This is a genomic window from Stenotrophomonas sp. B1-1 (assembly GCF_010894375.1).
Lineage (GTDB): Bacteria > Pseudomonadota > Gammaproteobacteria > Xanthomonadales > Xanthomonadaceae > Stenotrophomonas.
This window is the reverse complement of the sequence record NZ_JAAIUZ010000011.1, coordinates 269,758-285,522: the sequence shown is the minus strand read 5'-3', so window position 1 is coordinate 285,522 and position 15,765 is coordinate 269,758. Positions and strand designations below refer to the sequence as shown.

General features: G+C 67.8%; 17 protein-coding genes. 6 read left to right on the top strand and 11 right to left on the bottom strand.

The genetic code is table 11. The annotated features are described in order from the left end of the window. Positions 1 to 178: 178 nt before the first annotated feature. Both G4G00_RS09205 and G4G00_RS09200 read left to right on the top strand, forming a co-directional pair. The gene (locus G4G00_RS09205; protein WP_240336109.1) at positions 179 to 2,161 is read left to right on the top strand and encodes a catalase; all 1,983 of its coding nucleotides are present in this window, start codon (positions 179 to 181) and stop codon (positions 2,159 to 2,161) included. A 23-nt stretch (positions 2,162 to 2,184) separates the two neighbouring features. Then, on the top strand, positions 2,185 to 2,367 hold the full coding sequence (locus G4G00_RS09200) for a hypothetical protein (protein ID WP_108753823.1): 183 nt from the start codon (positions 2,185 to 2,187) through the stop codon (positions 2,365 to 2,367). Positions 2,368 to 2,378: 11 nt separating this feature from the next. Here G4G00_RS09200 and G4G00_RS09195 read toward each other — a convergent pair whose 3' ends face one another. The 4 genes from G4G00_RS09195 to G4G00_RS09180 form a co-directional block, all read right to left on the bottom strand. Next, the gene (locus G4G00_RS09195) at positions 2,379 to 3,068 is read right to left on the bottom strand and encodes an alpha/beta hydrolase (protein ID WP_108754855.1); all 690 of its coding nucleotides are present in this window, start codon (positions 3,066 to 3,068) and stop codon (positions 2,379 to 2,381) included. Between the two features lie 26 nt (positions 3,069 to 3,094). Then, a complete protein-coding gene (locus tag G4G00_RS09190) occupies positions 3,095 to 3,898 on the bottom strand; it encodes a hypothetical protein (RefSeq protein ID WP_164272800.1) in 804 nt (267 codons plus the stop codon). A 176-nt stretch (positions 3,899 to 4,074) separates the two neighbouring features. Further along, complete coding sequence (locus tag G4G00_RS09185; RefSeq protein ID WP_164272797.1) at positions 4,075 to 6,201, bottom strand: methyl-accepting chemotaxis protein; 2,127 nt, start codon at positions 6,199 to 6,201, stop codon at positions 4,075 to 4,077. 112 nt (positions 6,202 to 6,313) lie between these two features. Next, positions 6,314 to 6,673, bottom strand: a complete 360-nt coding sequence (locus G4G00_RS09180) for a MerR family transcriptional regulator (RefSeq protein WP_108753826.1) — start codon at positions 6,671 to 6,673, stop codon at positions 6,314 to 6,316. A gap of 77 nt (positions 6,674 to 6,750) precedes the next feature. Here G4G00_RS09180 and G4G00_RS09175 point away from each other — a divergent pair, with 77 nt between their 5' ends. The 3 genes from G4G00_RS09175 (at position 6,751) to G4G00_RS09165 (ending at position 8,861) form a co-directional block, all read left to right on the top strand. Continuing rightward, positions 6,751 to 7,170: a hypothetical protein gene (locus tag G4G00_RS09175; protein ID WP_164272794.1), complete on the top strand. Its 420-nt coding sequence runs from the start codon at positions 6,751 to 6,753 to the stop codon at positions 7,168 to 7,170. A gap of 91 nt (positions 7,171 to 7,261) precedes the next feature. Continuing rightward, the gene (locus G4G00_RS09170; protein ID WP_108754856.1) at positions 7,262 to 8,218 is read left to right on the top strand and encodes a L,D-transpeptidase; all 957 of its coding nucleotides are present in this window, start codon (positions 7,262 to 7,264) and stop codon (positions 8,216 to 8,218) included. Between the two features lie 4 nt (positions 8,219 to 8,222). After that, a complete protein-coding gene (locus G4G00_RS09165; RefSeq protein WP_164272791.1) occupies positions 8,223 to 8,861 on the top strand; it encodes a M23 family metallopeptidase in 639 nt (212 codons plus the stop codon). 11 nt (positions 8,862 to 8,872) lie between these two features. Here the strand turns inward: G4G00_RS09165 and G4G00_RS09160 are convergent, their stop codons facing one another. The 7 genes from G4G00_RS09160 to hflK form a co-directional block, all read right to left on the bottom strand. Beyond that, entirely contained in the window at positions 8,873 to 9,280 is a 408-nt protein-coding gene (locus G4G00_RS09160) for a hypothetical protein (protein ID WP_164272789.1), read from the bottom strand. Continuing rightward, positions 9,243 to 9,887, bottom strand: a complete 645-nt coding sequence (locus G4G00_RS09155) for a transcriptional regulator (RefSeq protein WP_240336105.1) — start codon at positions 9,885 to 9,887, stop codon at positions 9,243 to 9,245. The genes G4G00_RS09160 and G4G00_RS09155 overlap by 38 nt, the downstream gene beginning before the upstream one ends. A gap of 62 nt (positions 9,888 to 9,949) precedes the next feature. Beyond that, positions 9,950 to 10,594: a hypothetical protein gene (locus tag G4G00_RS09150; RefSeq protein WP_164272947.1), complete on the bottom strand. Its 645-nt coding sequence runs from the start codon at positions 10,592 to 10,594 to the stop codon at positions 9,950 to 9,952. 125 nt (positions 10,595 to 10,719) lie between these two features. Then, positions 10,720 to 12,012, bottom strand: coding sequence for an adenylosuccinate synthase (locus tag G4G00_RS09145; RefSeq protein ID WP_108753832.1), 1,293 nt, complete (start codon positions 12,010 to 12,012; stop codon positions 10,720 to 10,722). Between the two features lie 327 nt (positions 12,013 to 12,339). Then, positions 12,340 to 12,525, bottom strand: a complete 186-nt coding sequence (locus G4G00_RS09140) for a DUF2065 family protein (protein ID WP_108750746.1) — start codon at positions 12,523 to 12,525, stop codon at positions 12,340 to 12,342. 65 nt (positions 12,526 to 12,590) lie between these two features. Further along, the gene (locus G4G00_RS09135; RefSeq protein ID WP_108750747.1) at positions 12,591 to 13,454 is read right to left on the bottom strand and encodes a protease modulator HflC; all 864 of its coding nucleotides are present in this window, start codon (positions 13,452 to 13,454) and stop codon (positions 12,591 to 12,593) included. Beyond that, on the bottom strand, positions 13,451 to 14,587 hold the full coding sequence (gene hflK / locus G4G00_RS09130; RefSeq protein ID WP_108753833.1) for an FtsH protease activity modulator HflK: 1,137 nt from the start codon (positions 14,585 to 14,587) through the stop codon (positions 13,451 to 13,453). The genes G4G00_RS09135 and hflK overlap by 4 nt, the downstream gene beginning before the upstream one ends. A 152-nt stretch (positions 14,588 to 14,739) precedes the next feature. Between hflK and G4G00_RS09125 the strand changes: the two genes are divergently transcribed. Next, a complete protein-coding gene (locus G4G00_RS09125) occupies positions 14,740 to 15,735 on the top strand; it encodes a YhdH/YhfP family quinone oxidoreductase (protein WP_164272784.1) in 996 nt (331 codons plus the stop codon). The last annotated feature ends 30 nt before the right edge of the window (positions 15,736 to 15,765 follow it).

Genomic DNA, 15,765 nt, shown 5'->3' with positions numbered 1-15,765 from the left:
TGGGTTAACGGACCGGGCGCGACTGTCATGCCCTGCCCCCTCGTACCCCGGAGATACCCTGATGGCCGCCAGCAAGCCCACCGGCAAGCGCGCAACCGCCCCGTCGCAGAAGACCCAGAACCCGCCGCGCGGTGAGGGTGACGAACTGCACCTGCAGGCCGGTGGCACGCACCCGGCCATGACCACCGCCCAGGGTATCCCGGTGGCCGACAACCAGAATTCGCTACGGCAGGGGCCGCGCGGCCCCACCCTGCTGGAGGATTTCATCCTCCGCGAGAAGATCACCCACTTCGACCATGAGCGCATTCCCGAACGCATCGTGCATGCGCGCGGCACTGCGGCCCATGGCTATTTCCAGTTGACCACGTCGCTGGGCAAGTACACCCGCGCCCGCGTGCTCACCGAGGTGGGCGCGAAGACGCCGGTGTTCACCCGCTTTTCCACCGTGGCCGGCGGTGCCGGCTCGGTCGATACCCCACGCGATGTGCGCGGCTTCGCGGTGAAGTTCTACACGCCGGAAGGCAACTGGGACCTGGTCGGCAACAACATCCCGGTGTTCTTCATCCAGGACGCGATGAAATTCCCCGACCTGGTGCACGCGGTGAAGATGGAGCCGGACCGCGGCTACCCGCAGGCCGGCAGCGCGCACGATACGTTCTGGGATTTCATTTCGCTGATGCCCGAATCGATGCACATGATCATGTGGGCGATGAGCGACCGCGCCATTCCGCGGTCACTGCGCATGATCGAAGGCTTCGGCGTGCACAGCTTCCGCCTGTTGAACGAGGCCGGTGATTCCACCTTCGTCAAGTTCCACTGGCGGCCGAAACTGGGAATCCAGTCCACCGTCTGGGACGAAGCGGTGAAGCTGCAGGCCGCCGACAATGACTTCCACCGTCGCGACCTGTTCGAGGCCATCCAGCGCGGCGACTTCCCCGAATGGGAACTGGCCGTGCAGCTGTTCAGTGAGGAAGATGCCGAGTCGTTCCCGTTCGACCACCTGGACCCGACCAAGATCATTCCCGAATCGCTGGTGCCGCTGCAGGTGATCGGCAGGATGGTGCTGGACCGCTGGCCGGACAACTTCTTTGCCGAAACCGAACAGGTGGCGTTCTGCCCGGCCAACGTGCCGCCGGGCATCGACTTCAGCAACGACCCGCTGCTGCAGGGCCGGTTGTTCTCGTACCTGGATACGCAGCTGACCCGGCTGGGCGGCCCGAACTTCCATCAGATTCCGGTCAATGCGCCCAAGTGCCCCTTCGCCAACCACCAGCGCGATGGGCACATGCAGATGCAGGTGCCGAAGGGGCGCGTGGCCTATGACCCCAGCTCGCTGGAAGACGACAGCCCGCGCGAGACGCAGGCCGGTTTCCGCAGCCACGCCACGGCCGACGACGGACGCAAGGGGCGCACCCGTGCGGAGAGCTTCGCCGACCACTACAGCCAGGCGCGTGCGTTCTTCCGCAGCCTGGAAAAGCCCGAGCAGGCACATCTCGCCTCGTCCCTGGTGTTTGAACTGTCGAAGGTGGAAACCCTGAAGGTGCGCGTGCGCACCGTCAGCCATCTGCGCAACATCGATGAATCGCTGGCCAAGCGCGTGGCCGACGGACTGGCCCTGGTGGAGCTGCCCGAACCTGCGCCGACCGCAACGCCCGCACGCGACATGCCCGCCGTTCCGGAAGTGCGCATCATCGGCCGTACCAAGGACACGCTGCAGGGGCGCTGCATCGGCATCCTGTTCGACGAAGGCTCGGACGCGGGGTTGATCGCCAGCCTGCGCAAGGCCGCACAGAAGGTCGGCGCCGAGGTGAAGCTGGTCGCGCCGAAGGTAGGCGGTGCGCGCCTGAGCGACGGCAAGGTGCAGGCCGCCGACGGCCAGTTGGCCGGCACGCCGTCGGTGCTGTTCGATGCGGTGGCGGTGGTGCTCAGCGCTGACGCCGCCAAGGCACTGGTCAAGGAAGCGGCCGCCGTGGAGTTCGTCAGCCATGCCTGGGCCCATCTGAAGGCAATCGCCAGCGATGCGGGCGGCCAGGCGCTGTTGAAGGCTGCACGCGTGGGCAACGATGCCGGCATCGTCGAGGCCGAGGACGCCAAGGGTTTCCTGGCTGTCGCGGCCACCCGCCAATGGGCGCGCGAACCCAAGCTGCGCCTGCTGGCCTGAATCTTCCTCCCCGGAGAAACGACATGTCCCAGGGTGACAAATCCGCGTACACCGACAAGCAGAAGCGCCAGGCCGCGCACATCGAAGAAAGCGAACGCGAGCGCGGCGCCAGCAAAAGCACGGCCGAGCGTATTGCCTGGGCCACCGTGAACAAGCAGGACGGCGGTGGCAAGCGCAGTGGCAGTGGCCGCAAGGACCACCGCTAGCGAACGGCGCGTCAGCCCGGCAGGGCCTTCACCCAGTTGGACACCACGGTGGCGGCCGCGTCGGTGCGCGCCTGCAGCAGCAGGTGTGGCCCTTCCAGGGTGACATGCCGGGCGTCCGGCAGCAGCGCCTGCAGTTCGGCCACGCTGGGCGGCCACAGCAGGCGGTCCTGGCGGGCCTGCAGGCACAACGTGGGCACTGCAATGCGCGGCAGCGCCTGCCGCGCATCCACGCGCAGGGTGGCGGCAGCACGCTGGCGCAGCGTGGCTGCTGGCACCTGGGCAAGCGCCAGGCGCAGCTCACGCACGGTCTGCCGGCTGCGCCAGCGCCCCAGCAAGAGCCGCGACAGCAGCAGCAACGGTGGCATCGGCCACGCCGGCAGTGGCCAGGCGGGCGCGAGCAACGCTGCACCGGCAGCCGGAACCGGCAACGGCCGGCGCGCGAAGGTGGTGCACAGTGCCAGTCCGCGCAGCGCGGGTGGCGCCTCGGCCGCCAACTGCATGGCCAACGGGCCGGCGAAGGATTCACCCAGCAGCACGAACGGCTGGCTGGGCAGCTGCGGGCGCAGCAGCTGCAGCAGGCTGGCGTAGTCCTGCGGGCCGTTGCTGGGCAAAGCCAGCGCGCGGGTTGGCACACCGTGCGCGCGGACGGCGGCCAGGAACGCGACCGACAGGTGGCCGGTGCCATCCAGCCCCGGCAACATCACCAGGCAGGGCGGCACCGGGCCGGTCAACGTTGCGCCCCCGGCGCGGGTGCGGCCGGCGCCGGCGTGCGCACCGCGACCGGCAGCGCCTGCAGCTTGCGCACGGCGGCGATCGGAATCGCTTCGGCACGCCGCTGCTGTGGCCACCAGACAAACAGGAACGCGCTGCTGGAACCGAGCAGGCGTGCGGTGCCCGGCAACGGTGCTGCATCGCCATTGAGCTGCAGCTGCACGACTTCGCCGCGCCCGTGGTTGCGGATCTGCTCGCTGCGCACCATCACATAGTTCGCCGCGCCGACGGCCATGAACCCGGCCACACCCAGGGTCATCGCGGTGAGGGCGCGCAGCCCCACTCCATCCCAGCTGGTCAGCACCGAGCGCGACAGCGCCACCCGCCACAGCATGCTGCGCTGGCGCAGCGTCTGCAGCTTGGCCGCATTGCGCGCGCGCAGGGTGTCGGGCCAGCTAACCAGCAGCACCAGCAACACGCCCAGCAGCAGCAACAGCACGTAGGCGGGGTCGCGCATGCCGGCCACCAGGAAGTCGCTGGGCTGCATGTAATCCAGGATCGACAGTTCAAAGCCTTGGTAGAACCAGAAACTGCACCACAGGCCCAGCAGTGACACCAGCAGATAGGCCACGGTGAACAGCAGCGCCGGTTCGCGGCGCATGCGCCGCAGGGCCCTCATCACCAGGGAATCATCGTCGCCACGGGTCAGCGGCAGCATCGACCAGTCGGTCGGTGGCTCGCGCGCGGCAACGGCTACGACCTCGATATCCTGCAGCCGTGGCACATCGCCATAGGCCGGTTCCGGTTCCCTGCTGTCCATGCGCGATCCCCCTTTGCCCCCGAGCATCGCCGAAAACGGCGCCCGGCGGTAGAGTCGAGCTTGCTCGACTGCCTGCGCGGGTAGATCAAGAGCAGTCGAGCAAGCTCGACTCTACGTTCTTGACCGCCGCAGTCCCGGTAGAGTCGAGCAAGCTCGACGCTACCGGGGGCGGCCGGTCAGGCCGCGCGCGCCATCGCAGCGCGGGCAGCGGTGCCCTGCTCCAGCTGGAACACCGCGACCGACGTGGCCAGCGCTTCGGCCTGTTCTTCCAGCGCGCGGCTGGCCGCGGTGGCTTCTTCCACCAGTGCGGCGTTCTGCTGGGTCACCTGGTCCATCTGCACCACCACCTGGTTGACCTGCTCGATGCCGGCGGCCTGTTCCTTGCTGGCCGCGGCAATATCGCTCATCAACTGGTTGGTGCGTGCGCTGGCCTGGGCCAGGCGCGCGATTGCGGCCTGCGATTCCACCGTCACGTCCAGGCCGCTGCGCACCTTGGCCGCCGAATCGTCGATCAATTCCTTGATCTCCTTGGCGGCCACGCCGGCGCGCTGGGCCAGGGTGCGCACTTCACTGGCCACCACGGCAAAGCCACGCCCCTGCTCGCCGGCACGCGCCGCTTCCACGGCGGCATTGAGCGCCAGGATGTTGGTCTGGAACGCGATGCCGTCGATGGTGGCGGAGATTTCCGAGATACGTGCCGAGGACTGGTCGATTTCACCCATCACCGTCGCCATCTGCGCCATGGCCTGTTCGGTGGCACGCACCGCGGCACCGGCCGCATGGGCTTCGCTGTCGGCCTGGCGGGCCAGCTCGGCATTCTGCCGCACGGTCGAGGTCAGCTCTTCCATCGAAGCCGCTGCTTCTTCCAGATTGGCCGCCTGCTGTTCAGTACGGCGCGACAGGTCACTGTTGCCGGCGGCCAGTTCCTGCGCCGCGTTGTTGATGCTGCCGGCCGCATCCTGGATGCCGCGCACGATGCCGGTCAGCTGCGCGGTGGTGGTGTTGGCATCGTCGCGCATGCGCGCGAACACGCCCTGGTACTGGCCCTCCATGCGCGCGGTCAGGTCGCCCTGGGCAATGGCCTGCAGCACGTCGGAGACATCGGAAATGCTGGACTGCGAGCTGGCCATCATCGCGTTCAGATGCTCGACCATGGCCTGGTACTGGAACTGGAACGCAGCGGCATCGCCACGCACGCTGAAATCGCCTGCGCCCGCTGCACGGGCCAGGCCGTCGATCTGCGCACTGATGGCCATCAGGCTCTGCTTCACCGCAGCCAAAGTGCGGGTAAACTCGCCCTTCTCGCCCGGGTACTGCGGCAGATCACGGCTGAGATCGCCAATTGCGTAGCGCTGCATGACCTCGGCCATCAGCAGTTCCACCTGCACGTGCGATTCCACCAGCGTGTTGGTGGCCTGCACCATGCGGCCGAAGTCGCCGGGGAAGGCGCTGGCGTCCATGCGGTAACGGATCGCGCCGGCCTCGTGCTGCTCGGCCATCTGCAGCTGCGCGCCGATGGCGGCCTGCACGCTCTGCCGCACGCTGGCCATGGCCTCGCCCAGCTGGGTCAGCTCATCGCGGCCACCCAGGCGGAATTCCTGGTCCAGTTCGCCCTTGGACAGGCGCTGGGCCAACTGCACGGCACGCGCCAGCGGCGCGGTCATGCTGCGACCGATCATCATCGAAGCCGCAATGCCGACCAGCAGCGCAACGCCGCCCAGCACCAACAACTGCAGCAGGCTGCGCTCGCCCAGGCGGATGGCTTCGGCGGCCGCTTCGCGGCTTTCCTTTTCCTCGTAGGCCACGCCATCGGCCAGGGCCTGGTTCCAGCCATTGGCTGCTTCCTGCACCGGACCCAGGGTCAGGGCTACCGCGCCGGGGAAATCGCCCTGCGACATCAGCTCGCTGGTCTGCTTGTTGAGGGGCCGTGCGATGGCGCGCTTTGCCACGATGGCCTCGCCAATCGCCTTGCCGTCGGCATCACCGGGCAGCGCCTGGTAGCGGGTCCAGCTGGTTTCGTAGCGCTTGACCAGGTCGGCAATGCGCTGCTCGTCGGCCTCGCGCGCATCGCCCTGGCGGATCAGCATTTCGCGGCGCACGACCATCATCTGGTTGTTGGCGTCCAGCATTTCCGAGAGCAGCCGCACCTTGGCCACGCTCACGTCCACCACCTGCTGCATGGCGTGCTTCTGCACGGCAGTGGCGGTGGCACCGGTGGCGACCACGGCCGCGACCAGCAACAACAGCAGGCCAAAGCCAAGGCCAAGGCGCCAGGCAACCCTGACGTTCCTCAAGTAGTTCATCGATGCATCCAAAAACGTGGGGGGTCCGACCTTATCGGCCCGCCCTCACGCCGCCTTGACGCGCGCAGTGTGAACGCTTCCGGTGCCGTTCACGTTGTGCGGCCGGTTCACCTCAGCCGGCGCTGGGCTGCAGCGGGCAGGCACTGGCCAGGCGGCCGGCCAGGTCATCGCGCAGCGCGCTGAGGGCATGGATGCGCGCATCGATGTCGGCCAGCTTCTGCTGCAGGGCGATGGCCAGCAGTGCGCCGGCATCCTCCTGCTGCCACAGCGCGGGCAGGCGCTGGCCGATCTCGGCCAGGGTGAAGCCCAACTGCTGTGCGGTGCGGATGTAGTGCACCAGCATCGCCGTTTCCGGCGGGTAGTCGCGGTAGCCGTTGCCCAGCCGGCGGGCGCCGATCAGGCCCTGCTTCTCGTAGAAGCGCAGTGCTTCGCGGGACAGCCCGCAGGCCTGGGCCAGTTCGCCGATGCGCATGGATTCTCCAACAAAGCTTGACCTTGAAGTTTACTTCAGGCCTGACAGTGGGCGCTCTTTCAGAGAACGAGTACTCCATGCAGCTCCCCTCCTATCTGCGAATCGTCCGTGCCAGCGCCGCCTACGACCTGCTGGTCACCCTGCCCTTCGCGCTGCCCTGGGGCTTTTCCGCCGTGCATGCGGCCATGGCCGCGCTGGCCGCCGCCTGGTCGCTGCCCGGCACGGTGCCCGCGCTGGACCCGCTGCACATGTTGCTGGCCAACCTGCTGGGATCGGTCGTGGTGGTGTGGTCACTGGCGCGCTGGTGGGCGCCCAGCGTGTTGATGGGGCGTCTGGATGCCGTTGCACGCGGCTTGTTTGCTGTCTGGCAGGTGTACGCCGTGGTACACGGGGCCAGCAGCATCGTGCTGCTGTTCACCGCGGCCGAAGTGGCGTTCGGCGTACTGCAGCTGCAACGGATTGCGCGGCCTGCGGTCGAGAAGGCAGACACGCCCTGACCGTCCCGCTTCACAGACCCAAGGCGGCGCGTTCACGCAGGCTGGCCGCGGGGCACAGGCATGGTGGATGCGTACCCCGCCGGAGTTTTCCATGCTTTCACCCCGTGTAGCCGTCCTTGCGCTCTCGTTGTTGGCCAGCCCTGTGTTCGCGCAGGCGCCACCCGCCGGTCTGCCCGCGCCCATTGCCGAACAGGCCGGCCCGGACACCGCATTGCGCTCGCCGCTGCACGCGCAGGTACTGCTGGACCGCGCCAATTTTTCGCCCGGCCAGATTGATGGCGAAGTGGGCAGCAACCAGCGCCGTGCGGTGTCGGGCTTCCAGGCGGCGCACGGGTTGACGGTGACCGGCGAACTGGACGATGCCACCTGGAAGGCGCTGCAGGCCGATGCCACCGCGCCCCTGACCAGCTACACGCTGACCGCCGAAGACGTGGCCGGTCCGTTCCAGCCGGTACCGAAGACACCTGCTGCGCAGTCCAAGCTGAAGGCCCTGGGCTATGCCAGCGTGGAAGAAGCGCTGGGCGAGCGCTTCCACGCCTCGCCCGAGCTGCTGAAAGCGCTGAACCCCGGCGTGGACCTGGGCAAGGCCGGCAATCGCATCCAGGTACCCAACATCGCCCCGGCGCCGCTGGCGAAAGCGGCCAAGGTGCTGATCGACAAATCCGATTCCACCCTGCAGCTGCTGGATGCGCAGGGCAAGGTGATCGCGCAGGTGCCGGTGTCTTCGGGCAGCGAGCACGATCCACTGCCGATCGGCGAATGGAAGATCCTCGGCGTGTTCCGCGACCCGCCGTTCCACTACAACCCGAAGCTGTTCTGGGATGCGCGCAAGGGCGACAAGAAGGCGACGCTGCCGCCGGGTCCGAACAATCCGGTTGGCCGGGTCTGGATCGATCTGTCCAAGCCGCACTACGGCCTGCACGGCACCCCCGAACCCGGACACGTGGGCAAGACCGAATCGCATGGCTGCGTGCGCATGACCAACTGGGATGCGCTGCGCGTGGCCGATGCGGTGGACGAATCGGTGCCCGTGGTGATGCAGGAGTAATGCCATGCGGCTTTCGCAGCTGATCGTGCTGGGGGTGGTGTTCGGCCTGGGGTTGGGATGGTGGCTGCGGCGTGATGCCGAGCCTGCGCGTGCTTTCGTACCAGCGCCAACGCAGGCCACGGCGCAGAACGCGCCAGCGGCGTTGTCTGCGCCTGCGCCGGCCACTGCGCCGACGCCCGCGCCCACCGTGGCGCCAACCGCTGCCGCCGCCGCTGCGCAACCGATCGGCCTGCTGCTACCGGTGCAGGGCGTGCAGCGCGCGCAGTTACGCGACACCTTCACCGATGCGCGCAGCGAAGGCCGCGTGCACGATGCCATCGACATCATGGCGCCGGCCGGCACACCGGTACTGGCGGTGGCCGACGGTACGGTGGAAAAGCTGTTCGACAGCGAACGCGGTGGCCTGACCGTCTACCAGTTCGAACCCAGCGGGCAATGGTGCTACTACTACGCGCACCTGCAGCGCTACGCCGACGGCCTGGCGGAAAAGCAGGCAATCAAGCGCGGCGATGTGATCGGTTATGTGGGCAGCACCGGCAATGCCAGCGCCGATGCCCCGCACCTGCATTTCGAGGTGCATGTGCTGGGGCCGGAGAAGCAGTGGTGGAAGGGTGAATCGATCAACCCGTACCCGTTGTTCTAAAGCCCGCTGTTCTAGAGCCCAGAAGCAACCCGCACCGCCTCGCACGCGGCAATCAGGTCTTCGACCAGGCGACCGCTGACATCCAGCTCGCCCTCGTACTCGGCCAGGTTGCGCTGCTGGTGGCACTTGTCCAGCACGCGCCAGACCTCCGGGCCCACGCCCAAGGTGTGCTTCAGTGACTGGAACACGATGTAGCGGTTGCTGGGCCGGTAGCCCTGCCCGCGCAGTGCCGCCAGGCTCAGCGCGTGGGCCGCGTTGTAGGCCAGGTCGAAGCGGCTTTCCAGCGAAAGCGTGCCATTGCGTGCATCGCGCAGGCGCGCCAGGCCGGAACGCTGCAGTCCCTCGACCTCGCGCGCGTCCGGCGGTTCCAGCGAAAGCGGCTTACCCGGCCCGACCAGATTCTGCAAAGGCGAGGTCATCCTTTCCTCCAATCACCCACAGCTTGGGTTGTTCCAGTACCCGCTGCAGGAAGGCATTGCCTTTGCGCAGGCGCTCGCTCAGTTCGTCGTGCGTGTACAGCGTCGGGTTCACGGGCCGCCCCAGGCGTTCCTCCAGCGGGTCCAGCGCGGCCATCAGGTCAGCATAGCCCAAGGTGTTGGACACCAGCAGCAGATCGATGTCGCTGTGCGCGGTGTCGCTGCGCTTGGCCACTGATCCGTAGACGAATGCACAGGTGATCTGGTCCTGCAGCGGCTGCAATGCGTCGCGCAGCGGACCGGCCAGGCCCACGGTCTTGTGCACCAGCGACACCAGTTCGGCGTGGATGGGCGACTGCGCGTTGGCCCGGTAGCGCTTCTGGTTGCCCACCTTGCGTTGGTTCACCAGACCGCTGGCGACCAGCTTGGCCACTTCGCGCTGCACGGCGCCCGAGCCGGCGCCACTGCCGCTGATCAGTTCGGAAATGCTGAAATCGCTGCGGTCCTGACCGAACAGCAGGGCCAGCACCCGTTGCTGGGTCTGGGTGAACAGCGCGTCGGCCAGGCCGATGGGGCCGGATGAAGAGGCAGTGGCGGCGGATATACCCATATTGGGCATTATTGTGCCCATATTGGGTATTTGGCAAGTGCCTCGCCAGGCATGGCCCGGCGCTACCGGGCGGATACGCGGCGGCGCCAGCGGCGCAGGGCGATGCTGGCGATCGCCAGCCCGGCGCCGACGATCAGCAGGCCCAAGGCCAGCGGCTGCCAGAAGAAGAACGGCCACAACCATACGTAATCCAGATCGGTCAGCTTCAGCACGTCCATTGGCGGCAACAACTCCACCGAAGCCGCACGTCCAGCCAGCGCCGGCTCGACATCCAGCACGGTCACCCGCAACCAGGAACGGCCGCGCGGCAGCGCATCGCCGCGGCCGTAACCGAAGTACGCGTCAAACAGTCCCCCGCCCGCGATGGTTTCCAGCCGGCGCACGACGTCCGTGGTCGGAGGGCCGGCACGTACGCTGATGCGGAACTGCGCCTGCTGTGTGGGGGTTTCCACGCTGAAGCGCACCGTGGGGTCCAGCGCCGGATCCGCTGCTTCGGGCAGATAGCGCAGGCGCAGCCGCAGGCGATCATCAATGAAGCGGTAGACCGTCACCTGTGCAGAGGCGCCCGGCTGCAAGCGCAGCGGCAGCGTCTGCGTGCGAGACGCGAGGTGGTTGGCGACCGCGCCCAGCAGCAGCACAAGGCAGGCCAGCCCCCACAGGCTCCACAACACCCACAGGGTGATCCGCGCGACCGTCTCGCCCTTCACCGTTGTCCTCGTCATTGCACTACTTCCCTGCAGGCATGGCCCACACAGTAACGAAAAAGCCCCGCATGCGCGGGGCTTCTCCTTGCAACGACGCCGGGCATGGCCCGGCGCTACCGGTCAATCGCTCAGGCGAACGGGTCCTGCAACACCATGGTGTGGTCGCGGTCCGGGCCGGTGGAGACGATGCTGATCGGGCAGCCGGCCAGCTCTTCCAGCGAACGCAGGTAGGCGCGTGCGGCCGGCGGCAGGTCGTCCCAGTTGGTGATGCCGTGGGTGTTCTCGCTCCAGCCCGGGAACTCCAGGTACACCGGGGTGCAGTCTTCCCAGCCCTGCGCGTCCAGCGGCGCGTACTCGGTACGCTTGCCGTTGTATTCGTAGGCAATGCAGACCTTCAGCTTTTCCATGCCGTCCAGCACGTCCAGCTTGGTGATGCACAGGCCGCTGATGCCGTTGATGGCCACGGCGCGCTTCAGCGCGACGATGTCCATCCAGCCGCAGCGACGCGGGCGACCGGTGGAGGCACCGTATTCGGCGCCGCGGTCACGGATGCCCTGGCCGATTTCATCGTCCAGCTCGGTCGGGAACGGGCCGCCGCCGACGCGGGTGGCGTAGGCCTTGGCGATGCCCAGCACGTAGTCGATCGAATCGGCGCCCACGCCGGTACCGGCCAGCGCACCACCGACGGTGGTGTTGGAGCTGGTGACGTACGGGTAGGTGCCGTGGTCGATGTCCAGCAGGGCGCCCTGCGCGCCTTCGAACAGCACGCGCTTACCCTGCTTGCGCAGGTCGTGCAGGATGCCGGCCACGTCGGACTTCATCGGCTGCACGTATTCGCCGAAGGCCAGCGCTTCGTCGTAGGTCTTCTGGAAATCGACCGCTTCGGTGCCCAGGTACTTGGTCAGCACGAAGTTGTGGTAATCCAGCGCGGTGCGCAGCAGTTCTTCCAGCTGCTTGGGGTAATGCAGGTCGGCGATGCGGATGCCGCGACGCGCCACTTTGTCTTCGTAGGCCGGGCCGATGCCGCGACCGGTGGTGCCGATCGCCTTGCCACCGGCAGCGCGCTCGCGCGCCTGGTCCAGGGCGATGTGGTACGGCATGATCAGCGGCGCGGCCGGGGAGATCTTCAGGCGCGAACGCACTTCCACGCCAGAGGTTTCCAGCTCGGCGATTTCCTTCTGCAGTGCGGCCGGCGAGATCACCACGCCGTTGCCGATCAGGCACAGCGCATCGTCACGCAGGATGCCCGACGGGATCAGGTGCAGGACGGTCTTCTTGCCGTTGATGACCAGCGTGTGGCCGGCATTGTGGCCGCCTTGGAAGCGCACGACGGCGCCGATTTCCTCAGTGAGCAGATCGACGATCTTGCCCTTGCCTTCATCGCCCCACTGGGCACCCAACACTACGACAGACTGACCCATGACGGGCTCCTCGATTTTGTTGCGGCCATCGGGGCCGCGGACGGTTGACCCGTGGCGAGGCTGGCCAGCGCGTGGGTGGCGGCTCCAAACGGGGAGCGGCCGGCGATGGATGGCCCAGACACGGAAAAAGCCGAACGGGGAGGCCCGTCCGGCTTTTGTGCATTATCCGGGTTTCCGGGGTCCGCTGCCACCCTTCCGACGGACGGCTTCACCGGCCGGTCAGGCGCCCCGCCCGGTCGCGCCGGCCGCTGGCCGGCAATGCCAACCAAGGTTGGCATCTACCAAAGCAAGACCACGCATGTGAACGCAGGCGGCCCGGCAGGCCCTTCAGTGCCGGGCCCACCACAGCAGGCTCAGGCCGGCCAGCAGCACCAGCCCGCCGAAGCTGCGCAGGGCCGGGCTGGGCAGGTCCAGCAGGCGCTCGGCCATGCGCTTCCAGGCCAGCGGCGCGGCGAACAGCAGCAGCCCTTCCAGCACGGCCACCAGGCAGAGGGCGGCGAACAGGTCTTTCATGGGGGTACTCCGGAAAAAGCACGGGGCCCGGCTGTTGGCCGGGCCCCGTGGGTCATGCGTGAAACTCAGCGGTCGTTCTTCAGGTACTGCAGGAACGGGTCGTTCTTGTCCAGCACGATCACGCCGTTACCGTCGGTCATGGAGCCACGGTAGGCCTCCAGGCTGCGGTAGAACGCATAGAACGACGGGTCGGCAGCGCCGGCCTGGCCGTAGATGCGTGCGGCATCGGCATCGCCTTCACCGCGCAGGCGCTGGGCATCACGCTCGGCCTCGGCGATCAGCACGGTGCTGTCGCGGTCGGCCTGGGCGCGGATGGTCAGCGACTGCTCTTCGCCCTCGGCGCGCAGCTTGGCCGCTTCCTGCTTGCGCTGGGCGCGCATGCGCTCGTACACGTCGTTGATCACCTGGCTGTCGGTCGGCAGGTCCACCTGCTTGATGCGCAGGTCGATCATCTGCATGCCCAGCCCGGCCACCGCTTCGTTGATGCCCTTGAGCTGTTCGGCAATCAGTTCGCTGCGGTCGCCGGAGACCAGCTGCTGCAGGGTGCGCGAGTTGATCTGGTTGCGCAGCGAATCGGTGATGATCGGCGCCAGGCGGGCATTGGCCACGCGCGGGTCGCCACCGGTGGCACGGAAGTAGTCGCCCACGTTGGAGATGTAGCCGATGGCGAAGAAGTCGACGCTGACGTCCTTCTGTTCGGCGGTGAAGTAACGTGCCGGGGCGGTGTCCAGCACCTGGAAGCGGCGATCGAACACACGCACCGTCTCCACCACCGGCAGTTTGAAGTGCAGGCCCGGCTTGATGTCCGAACGGACCACCTTGCCCAGGTTCAGCACCATCGCCGTCTGGTCTTCACGCACCACATAGACCGAGCCCAGCAGGCCCAGCAGGGCCGCTACGGCGACCGCAATCCACATCGAACTTCTCATCGGCTGCCCTCCTCACGGCCACTGGGTCGCCCGGTCGGGCGGCCGACCGGCCGGCCCGGGTCACGGGAAGCTTCCACCGCCGTGGCGCCCGGCAGCGACGGCATCACCACCTCCGGGTTCACCACCGGGGCCGGCGCCGAGGCGCTGGGGCGGGTATCGCCGGTCATCGGCACGTAGATCAGCTGGCGGCCATCGCCACCGATCACCTTGCGGTTCTCGCTCAGCACCTGCTGCACGGTCTCCAGCCACAGGCGCTTGCGGGTGACTTCCGGGGCGTTCTTGTACTGGGCCTGCAGCAGGCTGAAGCGCTGCGCATCACCCTCGGCCTTGGAAACCACGGCCTGCTTGTAGCCTTCGGCGGTGGTACGGGCACGCGAGGCCTGGCCACGCGCTTCGGGCACCACCTTGGCGGCGTAGGCCTGGGCCTCGTTGATCAGGCGTTCCTTGACCTGCTGGGCGCCGTTGACCTCGTCGAAGGCCGGCTTGACCTCTTCCGGCGGACGGGCGTCCTGCAGGGTCAGGCCGGTCACGGTCAGGCCGGTCTTGAACGCCTTCAGCAGCGCCTGCAGGCGTTCTTCGGCGGCCACGGCCAGCGGACCACGGTTGTTCAGCACGGCATTGAGGTCGGCACGGCCGACTTCCTCACGCACCGCGCTCTGCGCCGACTGCTCCAGCACCTGGTTGGCATCGACCGTGCCGAACAGGTACTGCTGCGGGTCGTCGATGCGGTACTGCACGTTCAACGAGACATTGACGATGTTCTCGTCGCGGGTCAGCACCGGTACCTGGATCGAGAAGGTCTTGATCTCGGTGGCGTTGACCTTGGTGACCGACTCGATCGGCCACGGCAGCTTGAAGTTCGGGCCAGGGGTCAAGATGCGCGAGAACTGGCCAAAGCGCAGCACCACGCCGCGCTGCTGTTCGCCGATCAGCTGGAAGCTGGAGAACAGCACCAGCAGCACCACGGCCGCCGCCACCCAACGCAGGATGCCCCCGTCGAACAGATCCTTCAGCGGCCCGGGCAGACCGCCCCAGCCACCGCCATTGCCACCGCCGCGTGACCGGAACGGCCCACGTCGATTGTCCTCGGGGCCTTGTCCGCCCTTGTTGCCGCCGGGTGTATTCCAGGCCATGCACGCTCCATCAAGATATGGGCTGCGACGCGGGCCCTTCCCGCAACGCCAGCCGTGAACCATCTCCGATCATACAAGATGGGGCGGACCGGCAGGATTGAAAGGGTGGTGACGCGGTAAGGTTGTGTTTTCCTCGAAGTCAGGCAACGCCGATGGCCCCCACCCCTCCGTTCACCGCCTTCCGGATCGAAAACGACAGTGCCGGCTACCGCAGCGGCCTGACCCAGCTGGGCGTGGACGACCTCAACCCCGGCCAGGTGCTGATCCGCGCCCACTGGTCATCGGTGAACTATAAGGACGCCCTGGCCGGCACTGGCAAGGGCCGGATCCTGCGGCGCTTCCCGCTGGTGGGGGGCATCGACGTGGCCGGCACCGTGGTGGCTTCCAGCGACCCGGCCTGGCGCGAGGGCGATGCGGTGCTGGCCACCGGCTGCGGCCTGAGCGAGACCCGCGACGGCGGCTACAGCCAGTACGTGCGCCTGGAATCGAGCGCGGTGATCGCTCAACCCAGCGGCCTGACCCCGCGCGAGGCCATGGTGCTGGGCACCGCCGGCTTCACCGCCGCGCTGGCGCTGCTGCGCCTGCAGGACAACCGGCAGACCCCCGGGCACGGTCCGCTGGCAGTCACCGGCGCCAGTGGCGGTGTGGGCGCGCTGGCCGTGGATATCTTCAGCCGCGCCGGCTACAGCGTGCATGCCATCAGCGGCAAGCCCGAACAGGCGGGGTTCCTGCGCGACATTGGTGCGGCCGAGGTGCTGCAGCGTGACGCATTGGCTGATACCGCCCCGCTGCAGTCGGCCCGCTTCGGCGGCGGCCTGGACAATGCCGGCGGCCCGATGCTGGCCAGCCTGCTGGCGCAGACCGTGCCCTACGGCAGCGTGGTCAGCGCCGGCCTGGCCGCCAGCCCGGCGTTGGAGATGACGGTCATGCCGTACATCCTGCGCGGCGTGTCGCTGCTGGGGGTGTCCTCGGCCAGCGCCCCGCGCGATCTGCGCGAAGCGGTGTGGGCCAAGCTGGGCGGCGCATGGAAGCCGCAGCACCTGGACCGCATCTGCACCGCTGAAGTGGGCCTGGACGAACTGCCCGGCGTGTTCGAACGCATGCTGGCCGGCGGGTCGCTGGGGCGCACGGTGGTGCGGATCGACTGAGCGTTGCAGGCAGGCGACGGACGGCAGGGC